We start from the raw sequence: 20,159 nt of genomic DNA, 5'->3' as shown, positions 1-20,159 counted from the left end.
TCCTCGATGCCTGTGGTCCGGATTGGCCGCCGGCGGCTCCGCTTCTGGGCGGGGAGGCTGGTTCACATGGCGCTGGTCGTGCTCGGCATCGCCGTCGTCAACTTCTTCCTGCTGCATCTGGCCCCCGGCGACGCGGCCCAGGTGCTGGCGGGGGAGGCGGGATCGGCCACGCCGGAATACATGGCGGCCCTGCGCCGCCAGTTCGGGCTGGATCAGCCGCTGCCGGTGCAGTTCGTCCAGTATCTCGGCAACCTGCTGACCTTCAACCTCGGCTTCTCCTTCCGGCATGGCCTGCCGGTGCTGGAGCTGATCGGACAGCGGCTGCCGGCCACCCTGCTGCTGATGACCGCCAGCATCGGTTTCGCGGTGCTGGCCGGATCGGCGCTCGGCGTGGTCGCCGCGCGCAACGCCGGGCGGCTGGCGGATACGCTGATCTCGACGCTGGCCCTGCTGTTCTATGCCACGCCGGTGTTCTGGATCGGACTGGTGCTGGTGGTGGTCTTCTCGGTCGGTCTGGACTGGCTGCCGGTCGGCGGCATGACCAGCGTCGAGGCCGGCTATGGCGGCTGGGACCATGTGAAGGATGTCGCCCGTCATCTGGTGCTGCCGGCGGCGACCCTCGGGCTGTTCTACCTCGCCATCTACACCCGCCTGATGCGGGCGGCGATGCTGGAGGTGACGACCCAGGACTTCGTCCGCACCGCCATCGCCAAGGGGTTGAAGCCGCGCCGCATCGCGCTGCGTCACGTGCTGCGCAACGCGCTGCTGCCCGTCGTGACCATGCTCGGCGTGCAGGTCGGCTCGATCCTCGGCGGAGCGGTGCTGGTGGAGACCATCTTCGCTTGGCCGGGGCTGGGGCGCCTCGCCTTCGAGGCGCTGTTCCAACGCGACCTGAACCTGCTGCTCGGCATCCTCCTGTGCAGTTCGGCGGTGGTCGTGGTCGTCAATCTCGCGGTCGATCTCCTCTACACGGTGCTCGATCCGCGCATCGAGCTTGCCAGATGAGCATCGCCCAATCCGTCCTTCCCGCTGCGGAGGAGCGGCCCGTCCGCCGCAGCCTGTTCGCCCGCCTGCTGCGCAAGCCGTCGGCAATCGCCGGGCTGACCCTGCTGGGCGCCATCCTCGCCATGGCGGCGCTGGCCGACGTCGCCTACCCGGTCGATCCGCTCGACATGGTGGGCACGCCCTTCCTGTGGCCGGGCGCCGATCCCGATTTTCCGCTCGGCACCGACATGATGGGGCGCGACATCGCCGCCGGCGTCTTCCACGGCGCGCGGGTATCGCTGCTGATCGGTGGAGTGGCGACGCTGGTGTCGCTGGTCATCGGCGTCGGCGTCGGCGCCATCGCCGGCTTCTTCCGGGGCCGCGCCGATCACGTGCTGATGCATGTGACGGAGCTGTTCCAGACCATCCCGCCCTTCCTGTTCGCCATCGTCATCGTCGCCATTCTGCAGCCGACCATGACCACGGTGGTGCTTGCCATCGGGCTGACCTCCTGGCCCAGCCTGGCCCGGCTGGTGCGGGCGGAGGTGCTGCGCCTGCGCGACGGCGAGATGGTCCAGGCCAGCATCGTGCTCGGCCTGTCGGATGCGCGCATCATCCTGACCCATGTGCTGCCCAACGTGCTGGCGCCGATCGTCGTGTCGGCCTCGATCATGGTGGCGTCGGCGATCCTGACGGAATCGAGCCTTGCCTTCCTCGGGCTGGGCGATCCCAACATCGTCAGCTGGGGCAGCATGGTCGGCGCCGGCCGCGAGGTGCTGCGCACCGACTGGTATGTCGCCACCGTGCCGGGTCTCGCCATCGTCGCGGCGGTGCTGGCCCTGAACCTGCTCGGCGACGGGCTGAATGACGCTCTCGATCCCAGGCAGAACCGCCGATGACCCAATCCCCTCAACCCGTTCTGGAGGTGGAGGATTTGTCCATCCGCTTCCAGGAGCGCGGGCGCAGCCTGCTGGCGGTGCGCAACCTGTCCTTCCAGGTGGCGCGCGGCGAGACGCTGGCCGTCGTCGGCGAGTCCGGCTGCGGCAAGTCGATCACCGCGCTGGCCCTTCTCGGCCTCGTTCCACCGCCGGGTCGCGCCGAGGGCAAGGCGATCCGGCTGGAGGGACGCAACCTGCTGGGGCTCGGCCCCGAGGCTCTGCGCGATGTCCGCGGCCGCCGCATCGCCATGGTCTTCCAGGAGCCGATGACCACGCTCAACCCGGTGCTGACCATCGGCGAGCAGATCGTCGAGACCATCCGCGACCATGAACCGGCGAGCCGCCGCGAGGCCCGCGACCGCGCGCTGACGCTGCTGGAGCGCGTCCACATCCCCGACCCCGTCCGCCGCTTCGGCGAGCACCCGCACCGGCTGTCCGGCGGGATGCGCCAGCGGGTGGTGATCGCCATGGCGCTGGCCTGCAACCCGGCGGTTCTGGTCGCCGACGAGCCGACGACGGCGCTCGACGTCACCATCCAGGCGCAGATTCTCGACCTGATCGACGAGCTGAAGCAGGGCGGCATGGGCGTCGTCCTCATCACCCACGATCTGGGCGTCGTCGCCGGCCATGCCGAGCGGGTGCTGGTGATGTATGCCGGCCGCAAGGTCGAGGAGCGCGCCGCCGCCGACCTGTTCGCAACGCCGCTGCACCCCTACACCCGCGGCCTGATCGCCGCCCGCCCGCGCCGCCGTGCGGACGGGGGCGGGCGCCCCCGGCTGGTCGAGATTCCCGGCACCGTGCCGTCGCTGGCGGCGATGCCGCCGGGCTGCGCCTTCGCTCCGCGCTGCGCGTCGGCGACGGAAGACTGCACCGCGGCCGAACCGCCCCTGACATCGTTGGAAGACGGGCAGGTCGCCTGCCTCCGCGTCGGAGACTTCCTTGCCCCAAGCCACAGCCTTCCCCATGCCCGCCTCGCCTGACCCCGTGCGCCCCGATGGCGGGCAGGGAGACCCGCTGCTGGCGGTCGAGGACCTCGTCGTCCGTTACGATACGCCGCAGGGTGTCGTCCACGCGGTGGACGGGGTGTCGCTGACCGTCGGGCGGGGCGAGACGCTCGGCCTCGTGGGCGAGTCAGGGTGCGGGAAATCGACGCTCGGCCGGGCGATCCTGCGGTTGATCGAGCCGGCGTCCGGCCGCATCCGTCTGGACGGCGAGGATTTGTCCGGCAAGAGCCGGGCGGCGCTGCGCCCGATCCGGCGCAAGTTGCAGATGGTTTTCCAGGACCCGTTCGGCTCGCTCGATCCCCGCTGGACTGTCGGGCAGCTGCTCGCCGAACCGCTGCACGTCCACGGCATCGGCCGGCGGTCGGAGCGACGCGACCGCGTCATCGACCTGCTCGCCCGCGTCGGTTTGCCTGCGGATGCGGCCTCGCGCCATCCGCATGAGTTTTCCGGTGGTCAGCGCCAGCGCATCGGCATCGCCCGCGCGCTCGCCCTGTCGCCGGCACTGGTGGTGTGCGACGAGCCGGTGTCGGCGCTCGACGTCTCGGTGCAGGCGCAGATCCTCAATCTGCTGGACGATCTGCAACGCGACCTCGGCGTCGCCTTCCTGTTCATCAGCCACGACCTGTCGGTGGTCGAGCACATCGCCGACCGGGTCGGCGTGATGTATCTCGGCCGCATCGTCGAGACCGCCCCGCGCGAGGCGCTGTGGCGGCGTCCGCTGCACCCCTATACCCAGGCGCTGTTCGATGCGGTCCCCGATCTGGACCGGCCGGCGGAACGGCGGACGCGGGCGGCACTGACCGGCGACCTGCCCAGCGCCTTCGCGCCGCCGGCCGGCTGCCGTTTCCACACCCGCTGCCCCCTGGCGGTCGAGCGTTGCCGCCACGAGATCCCATCGCTGCGTGCCATCGGCGACGCGGACCACCATGTCGCCTGTCACCTCGCCGAGCCCCCGCTCAAAACCGATCCTGCCTGATCCAACAGAAGGAACCGTTCCCATGGCCCGTGTCCGCAACATCGAGGTCGAGGACGTCAGCGGCGAAGCCCGTGCCGTCTACGAGCGCATCCAGCGCGACTACGGCCCCTTCGGCAACATGCTGCGCGTCTTCGCCCACCGCCCGCCGGCCTTGCGCCACGTCTTCGGGCTGCTGCTGGAGTCCGCATCCGACGCGGTGATCTCCAAACGGCATCTGGAGATCGTCCTGGTGACCGCATCGAAGGCGGCAGCCTGTGCCTACTGCGTCGCGCACCATGCGCCGCGTCTGGTCGAGCAGGGCCTGCCTGCCGAGACGGTGGAGCGCATCCTCGATCCCGACGTGCCGGGGCTCGACCCGGTGGACCGTCTGGTCCGGGACTATGCGGCGCAGGTCACCCGCGACCCGGCGCGGGTGAGCGACGCCCTGTTCGCCCGTCTGCGCGAGCATTTCAGCGAGGAGCAGGTGGTCGAGCTGACCCTGCGCACCGCGCTCTGCGCGTTCTTCAACCGCTTCAACGAAGCGCTGGGGATCGAGATCGAGGAGGACGCCCTGACGCTGCCGCTTGCCTGAATGGCGTGACGACTGTTCCACTGGTCTCGACGCAGGGATCGGTCGCAGCGAGAGCGTCCAAGGCTGTGGGCCAGGGGGCTGCCGGCCGGGGATTCGCAGGGTGAGGCTTCCAGCCAAGGGAGATTTGGGGACATGGTCGATTACCGCAATCTTGGCCGCAGCGGACTGAAGGTTCCGCCGCTGGCGCTGGGGACCATGATGTTCGGCGGGCAGGCCGACGAGGCGACCGCCCACCGCATCATCGCGAAGGCGCGGGCTCAGGGCTTCACCTTCATCGACACGGCCGACGTCTATCATCGCGGCGCGTCGGAGCGGGTTGTCGGAAGCGCGATCCGCGGCGACCGCGACGCCTGGGTGCTGGCGACCAAGTTCGCCAACCCGATGGGGGAGGGGCCGAACAGCAGGGGCATCTCGCGCAAGTGGATCGTCGAAGCGGTGGAGAACAGCCTGCGCCGCCTCGGCACCGATTACATCGACATCGCCTATATCCACCGGGCGCCGCTCGACGCACCGCTGGACGAGGCGGTTCGGGCGATTGCCGACCTGATCCGGGCCGGCAAGCTGCGCTATTTCGGCGTGTCCAACTTCAGCGGCTGGCGGATCGCCGAGATCGCCCATCTGGCCGACGCCCACGGCATCGACCGGCCGGTGGCGAGCCAGCCGCTCTACAACATCGTCGACCGCAAGGCGGAGGTGGAGCAGCTTCCGGCCGCGGGCCATTACGGGATCGGCGTCGTCTCCTACTCGCCGCTCGCCCGCGGCGTGCTGACCGGCAAATATGTTCCCGGGGCGGCACCGGCGCCGGACAGCCGCGCCGGCCGGGCCGACCGCCGCATCCTCGAAACCGAATGGCGTCCGGAATCGCTGGCCATCGCCCAGGAAATCCAGCGCCATGCCGCCGCCCGCGGCATCTCCGCCGCCGATTTCGCACTGGCCTGGGTGCTGAACAACCGGCTGGTCACCGCCGCCATCGCCGGTCCCCGCACCGAGGAGCAGTGGGACGCCTATGTGGGGGCGCTCGCCTATCGCTTCACCGCCGAGGACGAGGCGCTGGTCGACCGTCTGGTGTCGAAGGGCAATGCGTCCACCCCCGGCTACAACGACCCCGGCTATCCGGTCGAGGGCCGCGTCCCGCGCATCCCGGCGGCCGGCCCGGTGCCGGACTGACGGAACGCCTGCCGCCGATGGCGATGCCAAAAAAGACCTGCGCCGGCGTCACCGGCGCAGGGAGCGGTCCAGGCCGCGCAGGATCGGCAGGACGATGTCGATGATGGGTGTCGGAACGGACCGCTCCCTGGCAGAGGCCTGGACCTGACCGAGCAGGCATTCGACCTCGGTGCCGCGGCCGAGCAGGACATCTTGCAGCATGGACGGCCGGGTTTCCGACCTCGTGGCGGCCCATACCATTGAGTCGGCCATCGGATCGGCCGCATCGCCATGCGGGGGCAGGTCGTAGCCGAGCGCCCGGGCGGTGTCGGCCACCTCGCCGGCGATGCGCCGTCCGAGTTCCGCCAGCTCGGGGTCGGCGGCCCGGTCCTTCGCCGACAATCGGGTCAGGGCGGCCAGCGGATTGCCCGGCGCATTGACCAGCAGCTTGCGCCAGATGTCGGTCCGGATGTCGGTCGACAGCAGGGCGGGCATGCCGGCGCCGGTGAACAGTTCGACCAGCCCGCGGGCCCGCGGGCTGTCGCCGCCGTCAGGCTCGCCGATGATGAACCGGTTGTGCGCGCCATGGACGACGACGCCCGGCTCGACGATCTCGTTGGGCGACATCACCACGCCGCCCAACGCCCGCGCCGGCCCGACGTTTCGCCAGAGCGTAGCGTCGGGATCGAGCAACGGCAGCGGACCGCCGCCTTCCCGCAGGCCATGATTCCACCACCACGGGATCCCGTTCAACAGGAAGACCGCGACCCCGTCGGGGGCCAGCAGCCGGGCGAGCGCGCCCGCCACCGCTGGCAGGGCCGGCGCCTTCAGCGTGACGACGACAATGTCTTGCGGCGGCAGGGTCGAAGGATCGTCGGTCGCCACCGGCACGGCGACGCGGAACTCCTCGCGATTGCTCCGGAAGGTCAGGCCGTGCTCGCGCATCGCGGCCAAGTGAGGACCGCGCGCGACGACGGCGACGCCGGGGATATCGGCGCGCAGCAGCCTCGCCGCCACATGGCTGCCCACCGCGCCCGCCCCGAAGATGCAAATCCGCGGGGCGGTCATCGCACCGCCGCCGGTCCGATGCGGAAGCCGGCGGCCTCCGGTGTGCCGACGGCCTCCGGCAAAGACAGTTCCCAGTCGAGATAGGCGCGCGATGCTTCGAGGTTGCCGCTGTGGCGGTCATGGAGCCAGAACAGATGGTCGATGCGGTCGGCATCGTCAGGGTCGGAGGGCGACGGGACGACCGCAAGGCCGGCGGCTGTCCAGGCCGCCTCGCCGCCTGGAAGGACCGCGGCCGGAATGCCGGCCTCTTCCAAATCCAGGGCGAGGAGATGGGCGGTCACCGGATCCCGCCCGGTCACCACGACCCCGGCCGCGCGGTCGAACCGATCCGGCGGACCGAGGCGCGAGCGGTTGGCCCAGAGCGCTCCCGCCGGGTGGGCGCGGCGGCAGTCGCCGCTGGAATCCGAGAAAAGCAAAGCCGCACCGCGCCGCACCCGGTCGCCGGCCTCGTCGGCGGACAGCACTCTTGCCCGCGGTGGGGCGACGGGCACCGCATGGGCGGGAGGCGGGGCGGTCCCCGACACCAGCCCGGGCAGGACCAGCGCATCCCAGCCGAGCTGGCGCAGCCAATGCGCCGTCACGGTGGCGCGCACACCGTCGTCGTCGGTCAGCACGATCCGTGCCCCGCGGGTGGCTGCCCATTTGTCCAGTGCCTGGACCAGCTGCCCGCCCTGGGCGGACGGAACCCCGTCGGCATGCCCCTCGGCATGCTCGGCCGGCTGGCGGACGTCGAAGAGATAGGTGGTTCGGGCGGGATCGGCACGCAGCCGCTCCAGCGCGGCGCGGTCGATCACCGGAACGGCGAAGCGCCGGGCAAGGTCGGCGGCGCGCCGCCGCGCCGTTTCGCGGGCTTCCGGCCCCACCGGCGGCCGGGGCGGAAGCGGCGTGTCGCGCTCCAGCTCGAAACCGGCAAGGCGCCAGCCCTGGGTTCCGCCCGACAATGCGACCACGCGGTTGGGAACGCCGGCGTTGATCAGCGCCTGCGCGCCGATGATGCCGCGTGTCCGGCCGGCGCAGGACACGACGACGAGGCTGTCCGGCGAGGGAACGAGGTCGGCGAAGCGGTGGACGATCTCCGCGCCCGGCGCGCTGACGGCACCCGGCACATGGAAACGCTCGAACTCTTCCACGGTGCGGCTGTCGAGGATCACCAGATCGGCCCCGGCCCGGATGAGCCGGTCGAGTTCGGCCGCCTCGATGTCCGGCGTGTGGCAGGCATGTTCGACGCATTCGGCGAATGCCTTGCCCGGCACGTTGACGCTGGGGAAGAGCGGCAGGCCGGCGGCGGACCAGGACTCCACCCCGCCGGACAGCATATGGACGCCGGTATAGCCGAGCGCGGAGAGCCGGCGGGCCGCCCGCGCGGCGACCGGCTCTTCGGCCAGCAGGACGATGCGGGTGTCGGCGCGCGGGACGAGCGCGGCGATGTCGAACTCCAGCCGGCTGAACGGAATGTTGACGGCGAGAAGCGGGTGTCCCTCGCCGAAGGGGCCTTCCTCGCGCAAATCGAGGAAGGCGATCTCGCCGCCGTCCTCCAGCCAGTGCAGAAGCGTCCGGGGATCGATGCCGGTCGTCCCAGTAGGAGCTAGGGGCCAAGTGCTCACGGCGGTGCCCTTTCGGTCGAAGGCGGGGGCGGTCATTCGCGGTAGCCGGGGTTCTGGCGGTCGAGCAGCCGCTTCAGGGCGCCGAAATGCAGCTCGTGGCCCGACGGCACGCCGGGGGCCAGCGGGGTGCCGGTGATGGTGGCGTGGACATGCGCGACCATCTCGCCCGGCAGTTCGCGCAGCGGCTTGCCGGTCCATTGGGCGAAGAGCTGTACCCGCGCCGCCCGCTCCAGCGTGTAGAGCCGGTCGTAGGCTTCCGAGACGGTCCGGCCGGCGACCAGCACGCCGTGATGCGCCATGATCAGGATGGTCTTGTCGCCGAGGATGTCGGCCAGACGCTCGCCCTCGGCCGGGTCGCGGGCAAGGCCGGTATAGTCGTCGTCATAGGCGATCTCGGCGATCAGCTGGGCCTCGGTGTGCCCGATCGGCAGCAGCCGCTGGTCCTGCAACCGGGTCAGCGCGCTGGTGTAGGGCATGTGGGTGTGGAACAGCGCGGCGTGCTGCGGCTTGCGCCGGTGGATGGGGGCGTGGATGCAGAAGGCGGAGCGCTGGAGCGGCCCCTTGCCGTCGAGCAGGCGGCCGTCGTAATCGACGGTGAGCAGGTCGCCGGCCTTGATCTCCGACCAGTGCAGCCCGAGCGGGCTGACATAGAAGCGGTCGTCGTATCCGGGAACCGCCAGGGTGAAATGGTTGTAGATGCCCTCGCTCATCTCCTGGATCACCGCGAGGCGCTGGGCCGCGGCCAGATCGACGCGGGCCTGCCGCTGCTCGGCTGTCTCGAAAGTCGGGTCATGCGCGGCGACGGGCTTGCCGGTGACGGCGTTCATTGGACGGTGTCCTTTTGCAGGAAATGGGGAAGGGACGGGGCTGCCGCGCCATCGGTCGCGGCATCGGTCGCGGAATGGAGATGGCAGGCGACCGCATGGCCGGGGGCGATCTCGGCCAGCCGCGGCGCCTGCTCGCGGCACAGGCGGGTCGCGAAGGGGCAGCGGCCGGCGAAGCGGCATCCGGGCGGCGGATCCTGCGGCGCCGGCAGGTCGCCCGGCAGCAGCCGGGTCCGGTCCATCCCGCGCCGGTCCGGTTCCATGCGCGGAACCGCGGCGATCAGCGCCTGGGTGTAGGGGTGGGCCGGCGACCGCCACAAGGCCGCGCGGTCGGCGATCTCGACGATCTGGCCGAGATACATCACGGCGATCCGGTCGGCGAGATGCTGGACCACCGAGAGGTCGTGGCTGATGAACAGGTAGGCGATCCCGCGCGATGCCTGGAGGTCGGCCAGCAGGTTGAGGATCTGCGCCTGCAGCGAGACGTCGAGCGCCGAGACCGGCTCGTCGCAGACGATCAGGCTCGGCTCCAGCATCAGGGCGCGGGCGATGGCGATGCGCTGGCGCTGGCCGCCGGAGAATTCATGCGGCAGCCGGTCCGCCATCTCGGGGTGCAGCCCGACCTGGGTCATCACCTCGCGCACCCTGTCGCGCCGCTCGCTCCGGTCGCCCCGGCCATGCACGGCCAGCGGCTCCTCCAGGGCGCGGCGGATGCGCTGCCGCGGGTCGAGCGAGGCCGCCGGATCCTGGAACACCATCTGGAAGCGGCGGCGGTGCGGGCGCAGATGGCGGCCGTTCAGCCGGCCGATGTCCACGCCGTCGAGCCGGATGGCGCCGGAATGCGGATCGACGATCCGCATGATCGCCTTGCCGAGCGAGGATTTGCCGCAGCCGGACTCGCCGACCAGACCCAGCGTCCTGCCGGCGTGCAGGGCGAAGGACACGCCGTCGACCGCCATCAGGGATCCACGCCGGGTGGCGTAGCGGACGCGGAGATCCTCGACCTCCAGAAGCGCGCTCATTCCGCCGCCCTCCATTGGCTGCGGTCGGTCCATCGCGGGACCTGTCGGGGCGCCCAGGCCGGCAGCTCGACCTTGTGGCAGGCGACCGCGGCCCGCCCGTGCCGCTGCAACGGCGGAACGGTGGCGCAGCCGGCGTCGGCATCGGCGCAGCGCGGAGCGAAGGCGCATCCCGGCGGGATGGCGCCCGGCAGGGGCACCAGGCCGGGGATTTCCTGCAACCGCTGCCGCGGCGGCGGCTCGCCCAGCGTCAGCCGCGGCTTGGCCCCCATCAGCCGGCGGGTGTAGGGGTGCAGCGGGGCGGCGAACAGGCCGGGCGTGTCCTGTTCCTCGACCTTGCGGCCGGCATACATCACCAGCACGCGGTCGGCGGTTTCGGCAACGACGCCGAGGTCGTGGGTGATGAGGATCAGCCCCATGCCGAGGTCGCGGCGCAGCTCGTCGAGCAGGCAGAGGATCTGCGCCTGGATGGTGACGTCGAGCGCCGTCGTCGGCTCGTCGGCGATCAGCAGCGACGGGTTGGCGGCGATGGCGATGGCGATGGCGACCCGCTGGCGCATGCCACCCGAGAAGCGGTGCGGATGGTCGTCGAGGCGGCGGTGGGCATCGGGAATATGGACGAGATCCAGCAGCTCCGCCGCCCGCGCCCGCGCCGCCCGGGCACCGAGCGGGCTGTGGGCGCGCACCGCCTCGGCGACCTGCTCGCCGACGGTCAGCACCGGATTGAGCGCCGACATCGGGTCCTGGAAGACGATGCCGATGCGGTCGCCGCGCACGGCGCGCATCCGTGCCTCGGGCAGGCCGGTCAGGTCCAGCCCGTCGAGCCGCACCCGTCCGCCGATCCGTCCCGGCGGCCCGACCAGCCGGGTCAGCGCCAGCGCCGTCATCGACTTGCCGCAGCCGGATTCACCGACGATGGCCAGCGTCTCGCCGGCTTCGACCGAGAAGGACAGCCGGTCGACGACGACGGCGTCGCCGAAACGGACGGTCAGGTCTTCGACCTCGAGCAGGCTCATGGGTTCACCTCACGGGGGTGCGGGGATTGAGGAGATCGTTCAGGCCGTTGCCGATCAGCATGAAGCCCATGACGGTGAGGAAGATCGCCCCGCCGGGCAGCGCGGTCATGTACCAGGCGGTGCGCAGCATCGGCCGGCCGGCGCCGACCATGCTGCCCCAGCTCATGCCGTTGGGGTCGCCGAGGCCGAGGAAGGACAGCGAGGCGTCGGACAGGATCGCCTGGGCCACCAGGATCGAGGCGGCGACCACGACCGGCGCCAGGCTGTTCGGCAGCACATGCAGCAGGACGATCCGCCCATGTCCCATGCCAAGCGTGACCGCGGCGTCGACATAGTCGAGCCGGCGCACCCGCACCGCCTCCGCCCGCACCAGCCGCGCGATCTGCGGCCAGGCGGTGATGCCGATGGCGAAGCTGATGCTGGCGGTGGTCGGGCCGAGGATCACCACCAGGATGATGGTGAAGAGCAGGCTCGGCATGGTCTGGAACAGTTCGCTGATCCGCATCAGCACGTCGTCGGTGGCTCCGCCGAAATAGCCGGCCAGCACGCCGGCGGCGATGCCGACCAACAGCGCCAGCGCCGCCGCGGCGATGCCGACGGTCAGCGAGGTGCCGGCGGAGTGGGCCATCGCCGCCGCCATGTCACGGCCCAGCATGTCGGTGCCGAGCGGGAAGCGGGCGTCGACGCCGGGCCAGGTGCCGGCGGGGCCGGCCATGTCGCGCGGATCGCCCGGATAGAACAGGCCGGCGGACAGGGCGACGGCGACGACGACGGCCAGCAGCAGCAGGCCGACCAGCAGCGCCCGCGAGCCGCGCAGCCGGCGCAGTCCCGGCATGCGCATCAGGCGCTGGAGGATGCCGCCCGGCATCCCGCCATGGGTCGGGGCGGACAGGCTCATTGACGGATCTCCACCCGCGGATCGAGCGCCGCATAGAGCAGGTCGACCGCCAGATTGACGACGATGACGATGAAGGAGCTGCACAGGAAGATGCCGAGCAGCAGGTTGACGTCGCGCGAGAACACCGCCTCCTGCGCCAGCCGGCCGAGACCGGGCCAGCCGAACACCGTCTCGACCACCACCGTGCCGCCGAAGATGGCGCCGAGCTGCAGGCCGGTGACCGTCACGATCGGCAGCAGGGCGTTGCGCAGCACGTGGCGGACCACCACGCGGGCCTCGGTCAGTCCCTTGGCCCTGGCGGTGCGCACGAAATCGAGCCCGTAGACCTCCAGCATCGCCGAGCGGGTGATGCGGACATAGATCGACAGGAAGAACAGGCTGAGCGTCACGGCCGGCAGCACCAGATGCCGGCCGATGTCGAGCCACTCGTCCCAACGGCCGCGGTAATCCGCCCCCACCGTCACCATGCCGGCCGACGGCAGCCAGCGCAGCTCGATGGAGAACAGCACGATCAGCATCAGCCCGACCCAGAACAGCGGGGTGGCGAAGCCCATGGTGGAAACCACCGAGATCGCCTCGTCCAGCAGGCTTCCGCGCGACCGCGCCGCCACCACGCCGAGGAGCACGCCGATCATGAGCGCGACCAGGATCGCGGTCAGCGACAGCAGGATCGTCGCCGGCAGGCGTTCGAGGATCAGTTCGCCCACCGGCATGCCCTGGCGGAAGGAATAGCCGAGGTCGAAATGCAGGATGCCCTGGATGTAGTTCAGGAACTGGAGGTGGATCGGAATGTCGAGCCCATAGAGCCGGCGCAGGTTCTCCATGAACTCCGGCGTCGCGGAGCCGGATTCCCCGGCGATGACGTCGGCGAGGTCGCCCGGCGTCAGCTTCAGCAGCAGGAAGTTCAGCAGCACGATGGCGAAGGCCATCGGCAGGGCCTGGACCAGCCGGCGGAAGACGTAGCGCAGCGATGTCGGCATGGCGTTCTCCGTGCTCGGGCGGCCGCTACAGGGCCAGGCTCTGGCCGCCGTCCACCGCGACCAGCGCGCCGACCACGTAGCTCGCCCGCTCGCTGGCCAGGAACAGCGCCACCTCGGCGATCTCATGGGCCTCGCCGTAGCGGCGCAGCGGTGTGGCGGCGGCACCGGCGGCCAGCGCCTCGTCGCGGCCGATGCCGAGGCGCTTGGCCTCCAGGGCGAGGTTCTGCTCGATGCGGTCGGTCAGGGTGAAGCCGGGATTGATGGCGTTGATGCGGATGCCGTAGGGCGCGTATTCGCGGGCGAGCCCCAGCGTCGACAGCAGCAGGGCGGCGTTGGCGGAACCGCCCGGCAGATGGGTGCCGGAGGGAATGCGGCCGCCGGTACCGACGATGTTGACGATGGCGCCGATCTGGCGGGGCGGCGGCAGCCGGGTTTCCGTCCGGGCATCCGCCCCGCTCTCCGCCTGGGCACGGCGCCGGAAGCTCTTGAGCACGGCGTCCTGGGCGTGGATGTAGGGGAAGAACTTGGCGTCCAGCCCGGCCTTCCAGGCGGCGGCGTCGAGCTCCTCGGCCGGGGTGCGCTTTGCGGCGCCGGCGCTGTTGATCAGCACCTCGACCGGGCCGAAGGGGCGTTCGGCCTCGGCGACGGCACGGGCGGCCTCGGCAGCGTCGGCGAAATCGGCGGCGACCGTCGCGACCTCCAGCCCCTCGGCGGCCAGGGCGGCCTGCGCGGCGGCGAGGTTTTCGGGGCTGCGCGACGCGATGACCACACGCGCGCCTTCCCGGGCGAAGGCGCGGGCGGCGGCGAGGCCGAGCCCCTTGCTGCCGCCGGTGACGAGGACGACCTTGCCGGCAAGGGCGAGATCCATGGCGAAACTCCTGTTGATCTGGCGGTCAGGCTGTTGGGTCAGACTGCCGGGCCGGGATGGCGGAAGGCGTGGCCGGGATGGCGCGGCGAAAGCCGGGCGCGGCCGGGACCGAACAGCTTCTCGCGCAGGGTGCCGGGGCTGTAGTCGGTCTTGTACACCCCGCGGTCCTGGAGTTCGGGCACCAGCAGGTCGACGATGTCGGTCAGGTTGGCCGGCTCCACCACGCGGGTCAGGTTGAAGCCGTCGACGCCGGCCTCGACCCAGGTCAGCAGCTCGTCGGCCACCTGCGACGGCGTGCCGACGACGAAGGGACCGCGCCCGCCGACCTCGCCGAAATCGGCGAGATCGCGCACCCGCCAGACGCGGTCCGGGCTGCGCAGGGTCATCGCCTCGATCTTCGACTGCATGCCGTTGCTCTTGACGTAGCGCACCGGATCGTCGGGGCCGTATTGCGAGAAATCGATGCCGGTCCAGCCCGACAGCAGGGCGAGCGCGCCGCGGGTGTCGATGTGGCTGCGGTACTCCTCGTACTTGTCGCGCGCCTCCGCCTCGGTCGGGGCGACGATGACGGTGGCGCCGACGAAGACCAGCAGATCCTCCGGGTGCCGGCCATAGGCGGCGGCGCGGCGGCGGATGTCGGCGGCTGCCTCCGCCACCGCGGCCCTGCTCTGGTTCATGAACACGCATTCGGCGTGGCGGGCCGCGAATTCGCGCCCGCGGCCCGAGGTGCCGGCCTGGTAGAGGAGGGGGGTGCGCTGCGGCGAGGGTTCGCTGAGATGGATGGCGTCGAGGTCGAAGAAGGTGCCGCGATGGGTGATCCGATGGACCTTCTCCGGCCGGACGAAGACCCGGCCGGCCTTGTCGCGAACCGCGGCATCGTCCTCCCAGCTGCCTTCCCACAGCCGGTAGGCCAGTTCCAGGAACTCGTCGGCGCGGTCGTAGCGCTGGTCGTGCTCCCGCACCCCGCCGTCGCCGATGGCGCGGGCGGCGCTCTCCAGATAGCCGGTGACGATGTTCCAGCCGACCCGCCCCTTGGTCAGGTGGTCGAGCGTGGAGAAGCGGCGGGCGAGGTAATAGGGCTGCTCGTACCCGACCGAGGCGGTGACGCCGAAGCCGAGATCGCGGGTCGCCGCGGCCATGGCGGAGATCAGGACCGACGGGTCGTTGCTCGGGATCTGGGCGCCAGCCGCCAGCGCCGCGTCCGGCGTGCCGGCATAGACGTCGTAGACGCCGGAGACGTCGGCCAGGAAGATGCCGTCGAGCTTGCCGCGCTCGGCGATGCGTGCCAGCTCGACCCAGAAATCGAGGTCGGTGTAGTCGGCGCAGCGGTCCTTCGGATGGGTCCACAGGCCGGCCCAGGAATGGCCGGGCGCGTTCATGTGGAAGGCGTTCAGGCGGATTTCCTTATGGCGCGTCCGGCCGGTCATGCCGCGTCCTCCGCCGGCAGGTGCCGGAAGGCCGCCGCCGGATGCGGAGCGCTCAGCCGGGCCCGCCCGGGGCCGTAGAGCTTCTCGCGCAGCGTGCCGGGGGCGTAGTCGCGCTTGTAGGCGCCGCGGCGCTGCAGTTCCGGCACCACCAGATCGACGAAGTCGACATAGCTGTCCGGCGCCACCGCGTAGGCGAGGTTGAAGCCGTCGGCGCCGACCTCCTCGACCCACGACTGCAACTCGTCCGCCACCTGGGTGGGCGAGCCGACGATCACCGGCCCCTGCCCGCCGATGCCGGCATGGCGGGCGATCTCGCGCAGGGTCCAGGAGCGGTTGGGATCGGCGGTGGTGAAGGCCTCGATGGTGGAGACCACGCCGTTGTCGCGGTCCTCGAAGCGCAGGACCTCGTCGGGATCGCGCCCGGCGAGATCGATTCCGGTCCAGCCGGAGAAGAGCACGAGGGCGCCTTCGTGGCTGATGTAGCTCTGGTAGTCCGCCAGCTTGGCCTTCGCCTCCCGTTCGGTCTCGCCGGTGATGACGGTGACGAGCGGGAAGAACAGAAGCTCGGCCGGGTCGCGACCGTTCTCGGCGGCTCGGCGGCGCACGTCGCGGACGACGGCGCCGGCCACCGTCTTGCTGGGGGCGGCCAGGAAGATGCCTTCGGCGTGCCGGGCGGCGAACTGGCGGCCGCGCTGCGACCCGCCGGCCTGGAAGAGCAGGGGCGTGCGCTGTGGCGACGGCTCGGTCAGGTGGATGGCGTCGAGGCGGTAATGCTCCCCGTCGTGACGGACAGGGTGCACCTTGGCGGGATCGGCGAAGATGCCGGCCTCGCGGTCCCAGAGGACCGCGTCGTCCTCCCAGCTGCCTTCCCACAGCTTGTAGACCACCTCCATGAACTCGTCGGCGATGTCGTAGCGCCGGTCGTGGGCGACGATGCCGCGCCCCAGCCCCTTGGCGCCGGCCGCCGACTTGCCGGTGACGATGTTCCAGGCCAGCCGTCCGCGGGTGAGCTGGTCGAGGGTGGACAGCCGGCGGGCGAACAGATAGGGCTGCTCGAAGGACAGGTTGCCGGTGACGGCGAAGCCGAGGTCGCGGGTGGCGTGCGCCATCGCCGGGATCAGCAGGATCGGGTCGTTGGTCGGCACCTGCGACCCGTGGCGCAGCGCCGCCTCGATCCCGCCGCCATAGACGTCGTTCACGCCGATGCCGTCGGCGAGGAAGACGGTGTCGAACCTGCCGCGCTCCAGCGTGCGCGCCAGTTCGACCCAGTAGCCGAGATCCTGGTAGGAGGTGGAGCGGTCGCGCGGATGCCGCCACAGTCCCGGCGACTGGTGGACCGGCCGGTTGACGACGAAGGCGTTGAAGCGGATTTCCTTGGCCATGCTTTCCTCTCAGGCCGACAGCCAGGCGTCGGCGAGCGAGGCCAGCGCCGCATCGGGGGCCGGTGCCAGACCCCGGAGTTTCCGGCTGTGGATGGTGACGTGCCGCATTTCGGACAGCGGCAGGATCGGCAGATCGGTCATGGCGATCGCCTGCAACTCGCCGAACAGGGCCTTGCGCTTCCCGGCGTCCGGCTCGACCTGGAGGGCCTTGATGACGCGGTCCGCCTCCGGGTTGGCGTAGCCGGTGTTGTTGGAGGTCGGAACCCCCCGGACATGGTTGGTCGACAGCAGCAGCCGCGGCAATCCCATCTCGGGATCCATCATCACGGCCACGGTGTTGCTGTCGATGTCGTAGGCGTAGTCGGTGTAGACCCGCCTGGTCCAGCTCGGATAGTCCTGGCCGCGCAGCACGAAGTCGATGCCGACCTTCTTCAGGTTGTTGCGGATGTATTCTCCGGCGTCCCGATAGGTCTCGCCGAAGGGCAGATAGTCGTGGGTGACGGTGAAACGCATCCCGTTGGCACCCCGGGGCAGGCCGGCCTCGTCCAGCAGCGCTTCCGTCCGGGCGGGATCGTAGTCGTGGCGGGGAACGTCGGGATTGTGGAACCGGGTGAGCTGCGACGGCACGGGGCTCACCGCCGGCTTGCCGAAGCCGTACCAGACTGTGTCGATCAGTCCCTGGCGGTCGATGGCATGGGCGATGGCACGCCGCACCCGCAGGTCGGCCAGATGCGGGTTCGACAGGTTGAAATCGAGCAGGAAGACGTGGGACTGGAAGGCGTAGCCGCTGGTGCTGACCGCCAGCGCCGGGTCGTTGCGGAGCCGGGCGACATCGGCGAGCGGGACCGCGGTGAAGGGAGCATAGTGGATCTCCGGTCTCCAGGGCCACCGCCCGCGACGCGGCATCGGGAATGATCCGGAAGACGATGCGGTCGAGATAGGGCTTGCCCTCGTCCCAGTAGCCGGGGTTGCGTTCCAGCACGATGTGCTGGCCCTTCCTCCACTCCTTGAAGATGAAGGGGCCGGTGCCGACCGGCGCGTTGTTCCTCGGGTTCTTCAGGACGTCGGTGTTCTCGTACAGGTGCTTCGGCATCACCTGCGATTCCGCCGCGTTTAGCGCGCTCAGGATCACCGGGGCCGGTGCCGAGAGGCGGAAGATCGCGGTGTGCGGATCGGGCGTCTCGACGTCGAGCAGGGCGCCGAAGGTCACCCGGCCGCGCGCATGCAGCTTCTTCCACAGCTCCAGCGCGCTGAACCGCACGTCGGCGGCGGTGAAGTCCGCGCCATCATGCCATTTCACCCCCTTGCGCAGCCGGAAGAGGATGGTGCGGCCGCCGTCCGACACCTCCCAGGATTCGGCCAGCGCCGGCTGCGGCAGCATCTCCCCGTCGTAGCGCAGCAGCCCGTCATAGACGTTCGCGCTGACCAAGGCGTTGGCGTAGTTGTTGTTGACCGCGCTGGCGAGTGCCGTCGGTTCCGGCTGGATGACCGCCACCAGGGTGCCGCCGCGCACCGGCTGTCCGGCGGCAGGAGCCGGTGCCGCGGACGCCGGAGCGCCGGGCAGTCCCAGCGCGGCAAGCGCGACGAGAGCCCCTTGCGAGAAGCGGCGGCGCGAAACCGCCGGAAGCGGCGGTCGTGAGGGATTCTTGAGCAACGCGGCCTCCCTCGGCCGGCATCGGCCGGCCTCTGTCCTGATGGCGTGAGAGCGTTCTTGCGGCTGGCGTCCAGCCGGACCTGCGGTTGTCCGCTTGGTCCGGATACGCCCGGCGAGGACGGCTGGAGAGTGTCCAGGGGGTCCCGCCCGTCTGGTTTCTACCCTTACTCATTTTTGTCTATAAGATCCATAGACAAAAATATCCTGGTATGTGATTTTATGTATAACAACGATGGACATGCGTAAAAACCTGTCCGGATTTCCAGGCTTTCCCGTGGAACCGGGCGGTCCTCCGTGCAGCCCGGCCGCGCAGGGCCGGACAACCCGTCCGCAGCCTTTCCGCCGTCTTCCATCTTCCGTTCCAGCGCCATGCGCCATCCAGCGAGAGCCGCCATGAGCCCCCCGAGACAGCTGCACCTGAATCTGAACTTCATGAATGCCGGTTCCTACAGCTCTGCCTGGCGACGGCCGGAGAGTGAGGCGGCGGACTTCATCGACCCCGCCTTCCTCGTGCGCCAGGCCCAGCTTGCCGAGCAGGGCACCTTCGATGCCGTCTTCCTCGCCGACAATCCGGCCCTGCCGGACCGGCCGGACCTGCGGCCCTACCAAGCCCTGGAGCCGACCATCGTTCTGGCGGCGATGGCGGCGGCGACGACGCACATCGGGCTGATCGCCACCCTGTCGACCACCTACAACGAGCCCTACAACGTGGCGCGCCGCTTCGCGTCGCTCGACCATGTCAGCGGGGGCCGGTCGGGATGGAACATCGTCACCACCGCTGAAACCGGCACGGCGCGCAACTTCGGTCTCGACGAGGTGCTGCCCCATGACCAGCGCTATGCCCGCGCCGTCGAATTCGCCGATGTCGTGACCGCCCTCTGGGACAGCTGGGAGCCGGGCGCACTGGTCGGCGACAAGGAAAGCGGACGCTTCATCGACGGTTCCCGCATCCATCCGATCGAGCATCGGGGACGCTACTTCGCCGTACAGGGGGCTCTCAACGTTCCGCCCTCGCCGCAGGGCCGGCCGGTCATCGTCCAGGCCGGAGGGTCGGGCGACGGCCAGGAACTGGCGGCGCGTCATGCGGATCTCGTCTTCTCGGTCGCGCACAGCCTCGATGAGGCCAGGAGCTTCGCCGACGGCCTGCGGGCCCGGTTGCTGCGTGCGGGCCGCGCTCCGGCCGAGGTGGTGATCTGCCCCGGTCTGGTCACCATACTCGGCAGCACGGAAGCAGAAGCGAAGCGGCGCGAGCGGGAGCTGTGGAAGAGCGTGCCGATTGACTACGGGCTTGCGCGGCTGGCCCGCACCCTCAACGTCGATCCCGACCGGCTGAAGCTGGACGAGCCGCTCCCCGCCGACATTCCGTTCCCGGAGAATCACAGCCAGACCTTCTTCAAGGGAACCGTGACGCTCGCCCAGCGGAACGGATTGACGGTACGCGATCTCGTCAAGGCCCAGGGCGGCGGCGGGACCCAGCACCGCCTGGCCGTCGGCACGCCGGAGCAGGTGGCCGACGGGATCGAGGCATGGTTCCACTCAGGCGCCGTCGACGGTTTCAACATCATGCCGGACGTCACCGCCTCCGGCCTGGAGATCTTCGTGGAGGAGGTCGTTCCGCTGCTGCGCAGGCGCGGGATCTTCCGCGAGGCCTACAGCGGACGAACGCTGCGCGATCATCTGGGATTGCCGCCGCCGTCCGTCCGGCATCGTCGACCGGCGGCGGCCACGGCCTGACGCCGGTCCCGCGACACCAGACCTTTCACACCCAGACTTTTCACGCTGCCCGATGCAGAAGGAATC

At 70.5% G+C, this 20,159-nt stretch carries 18 protein-coding genes and 1 pseudogene; 7 read left to right on the top strand and 12 right to left on the bottom strand.

Annotated elements, in window-relative coordinates; translation table 11 throughout:
• Positions 1–6 precede the first annotated feature (6 nt).
• From ABNQ38_RS35165 to ABNQ38_RS35140, 6 genes are all read left to right on the top strand, one after another.
• Positions 7–1,005: an ABC transporter permease gene (locus ABNQ38_RS35165; protein ID WP_377811215.1), complete on the top strand. Its 999-nt coding sequence runs from the start codon at positions 7–9 to the stop codon at positions 1,003–1,005.
• Positions 1,002–1,883 (top strand): ABC transporter permease, encoded by an 882-nt coding sequence (locus ABNQ38_RS35160; protein WP_377811214.1) that lies wholly within the window; start codon positions 1,002–1,004, stop codon positions 1,881–1,883. The genes ABNQ38_RS35165 and ABNQ38_RS35160 overlap by 4 nt, the downstream gene beginning before the upstream one ends.
• A complete protein-coding gene (locus ABNQ38_RS35155) occupies positions 1,880–2,902 on the top strand; it encodes an ABC transporter ATP-binding protein (protein WP_377811213.1) in 1,023 nt (340 codons plus the stop codon). The genes ABNQ38_RS35160 and ABNQ38_RS35155 overlap by 4 nt, the downstream gene beginning before the upstream one ends.
• Positions 2,886–3,902, top strand: coding sequence for an ABC transporter ATP-binding protein (locus ABNQ38_RS35150; protein ID WP_377811460.1), 1,017 nt, complete (start codon positions 2,886–2,888; stop codon positions 3,900–3,902). The genes ABNQ38_RS35155 and ABNQ38_RS35150 overlap by 17 nt, the downstream gene beginning before the upstream one ends.
• A gap of 22 nt (positions 3,903–3,924) precedes the next feature.
• Positions 3,925–4,473 (top strand): carboxymuconolactone decarboxylase family protein, encoded by a 549-nt coding sequence (locus ABNQ38_RS35145; RefSeq protein WP_377811212.1) that lies wholly within the window; start codon positions 3,925–3,927, stop codon positions 4,471–4,473.
• 132 nt (positions 4,474–4,605) lie between these two features.
• Complete coding sequence (locus ABNQ38_RS35140; RefSeq protein WP_377811211.1) at positions 4,606–5,640, top strand: aldo/keto reductase; 1,035 nt, start codon at positions 4,606–4,608, stop codon at positions 5,638–5,640.
• Positions 5,641–5,688: 48 nt separating this feature from the next.
• Here ABNQ38_RS35140 and ABNQ38_RS35135 read toward each other — a convergent pair whose 3' ends face one another.
• The 12 genes and pseudogenes from ABNQ38_RS35135 to ABNQ38_RS35080 all read right to left on the bottom strand — a co-directional run.
• Positions 5,689–6,687 (bottom strand): ketopantoate reductase family protein, encoded by a 999-nt coding sequence (locus ABNQ38_RS35135; protein ID WP_377811210.1) that lies wholly within the window; start codon positions 6,685–6,687, stop codon positions 5,689–5,691.
• Positions 6,684–8,291 carry a rhodanese-like domain-containing protein gene (locus ABNQ38_RS35130; RefSeq protein ID WP_377811209.1) on the bottom strand — a complete coding sequence of 536 codons (1,608 nt, stop codon included), beginning with the start codon at positions 8,289–8,291 and terminating at the stop codon, positions 6,684–6,686. Before ABNQ38_RS35130 ends, ABNQ38_RS35135 begins: the two co-directional genes overlap by 4 nt.
• Before the next feature lie 32 nt (positions 8,292–8,323).
• Positions 8,324–9,118, bottom strand: coding sequence for a class II aldolase/adducin family protein (locus tag ABNQ38_RS35125; RefSeq protein ID WP_377811208.1), 795 nt, complete (start codon positions 9,116–9,118; stop codon positions 8,324–8,326).
• Entirely contained in the window at positions 9,115–10,137 is a 1,023-nt protein-coding gene (locus ABNQ38_RS35120; protein ID WP_377811207.1) for an ABC transporter ATP-binding protein, read from the bottom strand. The genes ABNQ38_RS35125 and ABNQ38_RS35120 overlap by 4 nt, the downstream gene beginning before the upstream one ends.
• Positions 10,134–11,150: an ABC transporter ATP-binding protein gene (locus tag ABNQ38_RS35115; protein WP_377811206.1), complete on the bottom strand. Its 1,017-nt coding sequence runs from the start codon at positions 11,148–11,150 to the stop codon at positions 10,134–10,136. Before ABNQ38_RS35115 ends, ABNQ38_RS35120 begins: the two co-directional genes overlap by 4 nt.
• A gap of 4 nt (positions 11,151–11,154) precedes the next feature.
• Positions 11,155–12,048 carry an ABC transporter permease gene (locus ABNQ38_RS35110; protein ID WP_377811205.1) on the bottom strand — a complete coding sequence of 298 codons (894 nt, stop codon included), beginning with the start codon at positions 12,046–12,048 and terminating at the stop codon, positions 11,155–11,157.
• The gene (locus tag ABNQ38_RS35105) at positions 12,045–13,028 is read right to left on the bottom strand and encodes an ABC transporter permease (protein WP_377811204.1); all 984 of its coding nucleotides are present in this window, start codon (positions 13,026–13,028) and stop codon (positions 12,045–12,047) included. The genes ABNQ38_RS35110 and ABNQ38_RS35105 overlap by 4 nt, the downstream gene beginning before the upstream one ends.
• 25 nt (positions 13,029–13,053) lie before the next feature.
• Complete coding sequence (locus ABNQ38_RS35100) at positions 13,054–13,896, bottom strand: SDR family NAD(P)-dependent oxidoreductase (RefSeq protein WP_377811203.1); 843 nt, start codon at positions 13,894–13,896, stop codon at positions 13,054–13,056.
• A 38-nt stretch (positions 13,897–13,934) separates the two neighbouring features.
• Positions 13,935–15,323 carry an LLM class flavin-dependent oxidoreductase gene (locus ABNQ38_RS35095; protein WP_377811459.1) on the bottom strand — a complete coding sequence of 463 codons (1,389 nt, stop codon included), beginning with the start codon at positions 15,321–15,323 and terminating at the stop codon, positions 13,935–13,937.
• Positions 15,320–16,705, bottom strand: a complete 1,386-nt coding sequence (locus ABNQ38_RS35090) for an LLM class flavin-dependent oxidoreductase (RefSeq protein ID WP_377811202.1) — start codon at positions 16,703–16,705, stop codon at positions 15,320–15,322. The genes ABNQ38_RS35095 and ABNQ38_RS35090 overlap by 4 nt, the downstream gene beginning before the upstream one ends.
• Before the next feature lie 9 nt (positions 16,706–16,714).
• Positions 16,715–17,611, bottom strand: a complete 897-nt coding sequence (locus ABNQ38_RS35085) for an ABC transporter substrate-binding protein (RefSeq protein WP_377811201.1) — start codon at positions 17,609–17,611, stop codon at positions 16,715–16,717.
• A gap of 22 nt (positions 17,612–17,633) precedes the next feature.
• Positions 17,634–18,086 (bottom strand): annotated as a pseudogene (locus ABNQ38_RS35080) (ABC transporter substrate-binding protein); the annotation flags it as partial.
• 666 nt (positions 18,087–18,752) lie between these two features.
• Between ABNQ38_RS35080 and ABNQ38_RS35075 the strand changes: the two are divergent.
• Positions 18,753–20,093, top strand: a complete 1,341-nt coding sequence (locus tag ABNQ38_RS35075) for an LLM class flavin-dependent oxidoreductase (protein WP_377811200.1) — start codon at positions 18,753–18,755, stop codon at positions 20,091–20,093.
• Positions 20,094–20,159: the final 66 nt, after the last annotated feature.

Origin of the sequence: Azospirillum sp. A29, assembly GCF_042604625.1 — a bacterium.
GTDB lineage: Bacteria > Pseudomonadota > Alphaproteobacteria > Azospirillales > Azospirillaceae > Azospirillum > Azospirillum palustre.
The sequence above is the reverse complement of the archived record's forward strand: the minus strand, read 5'-3'. Positions and strand labels throughout refer to the sequence as shown.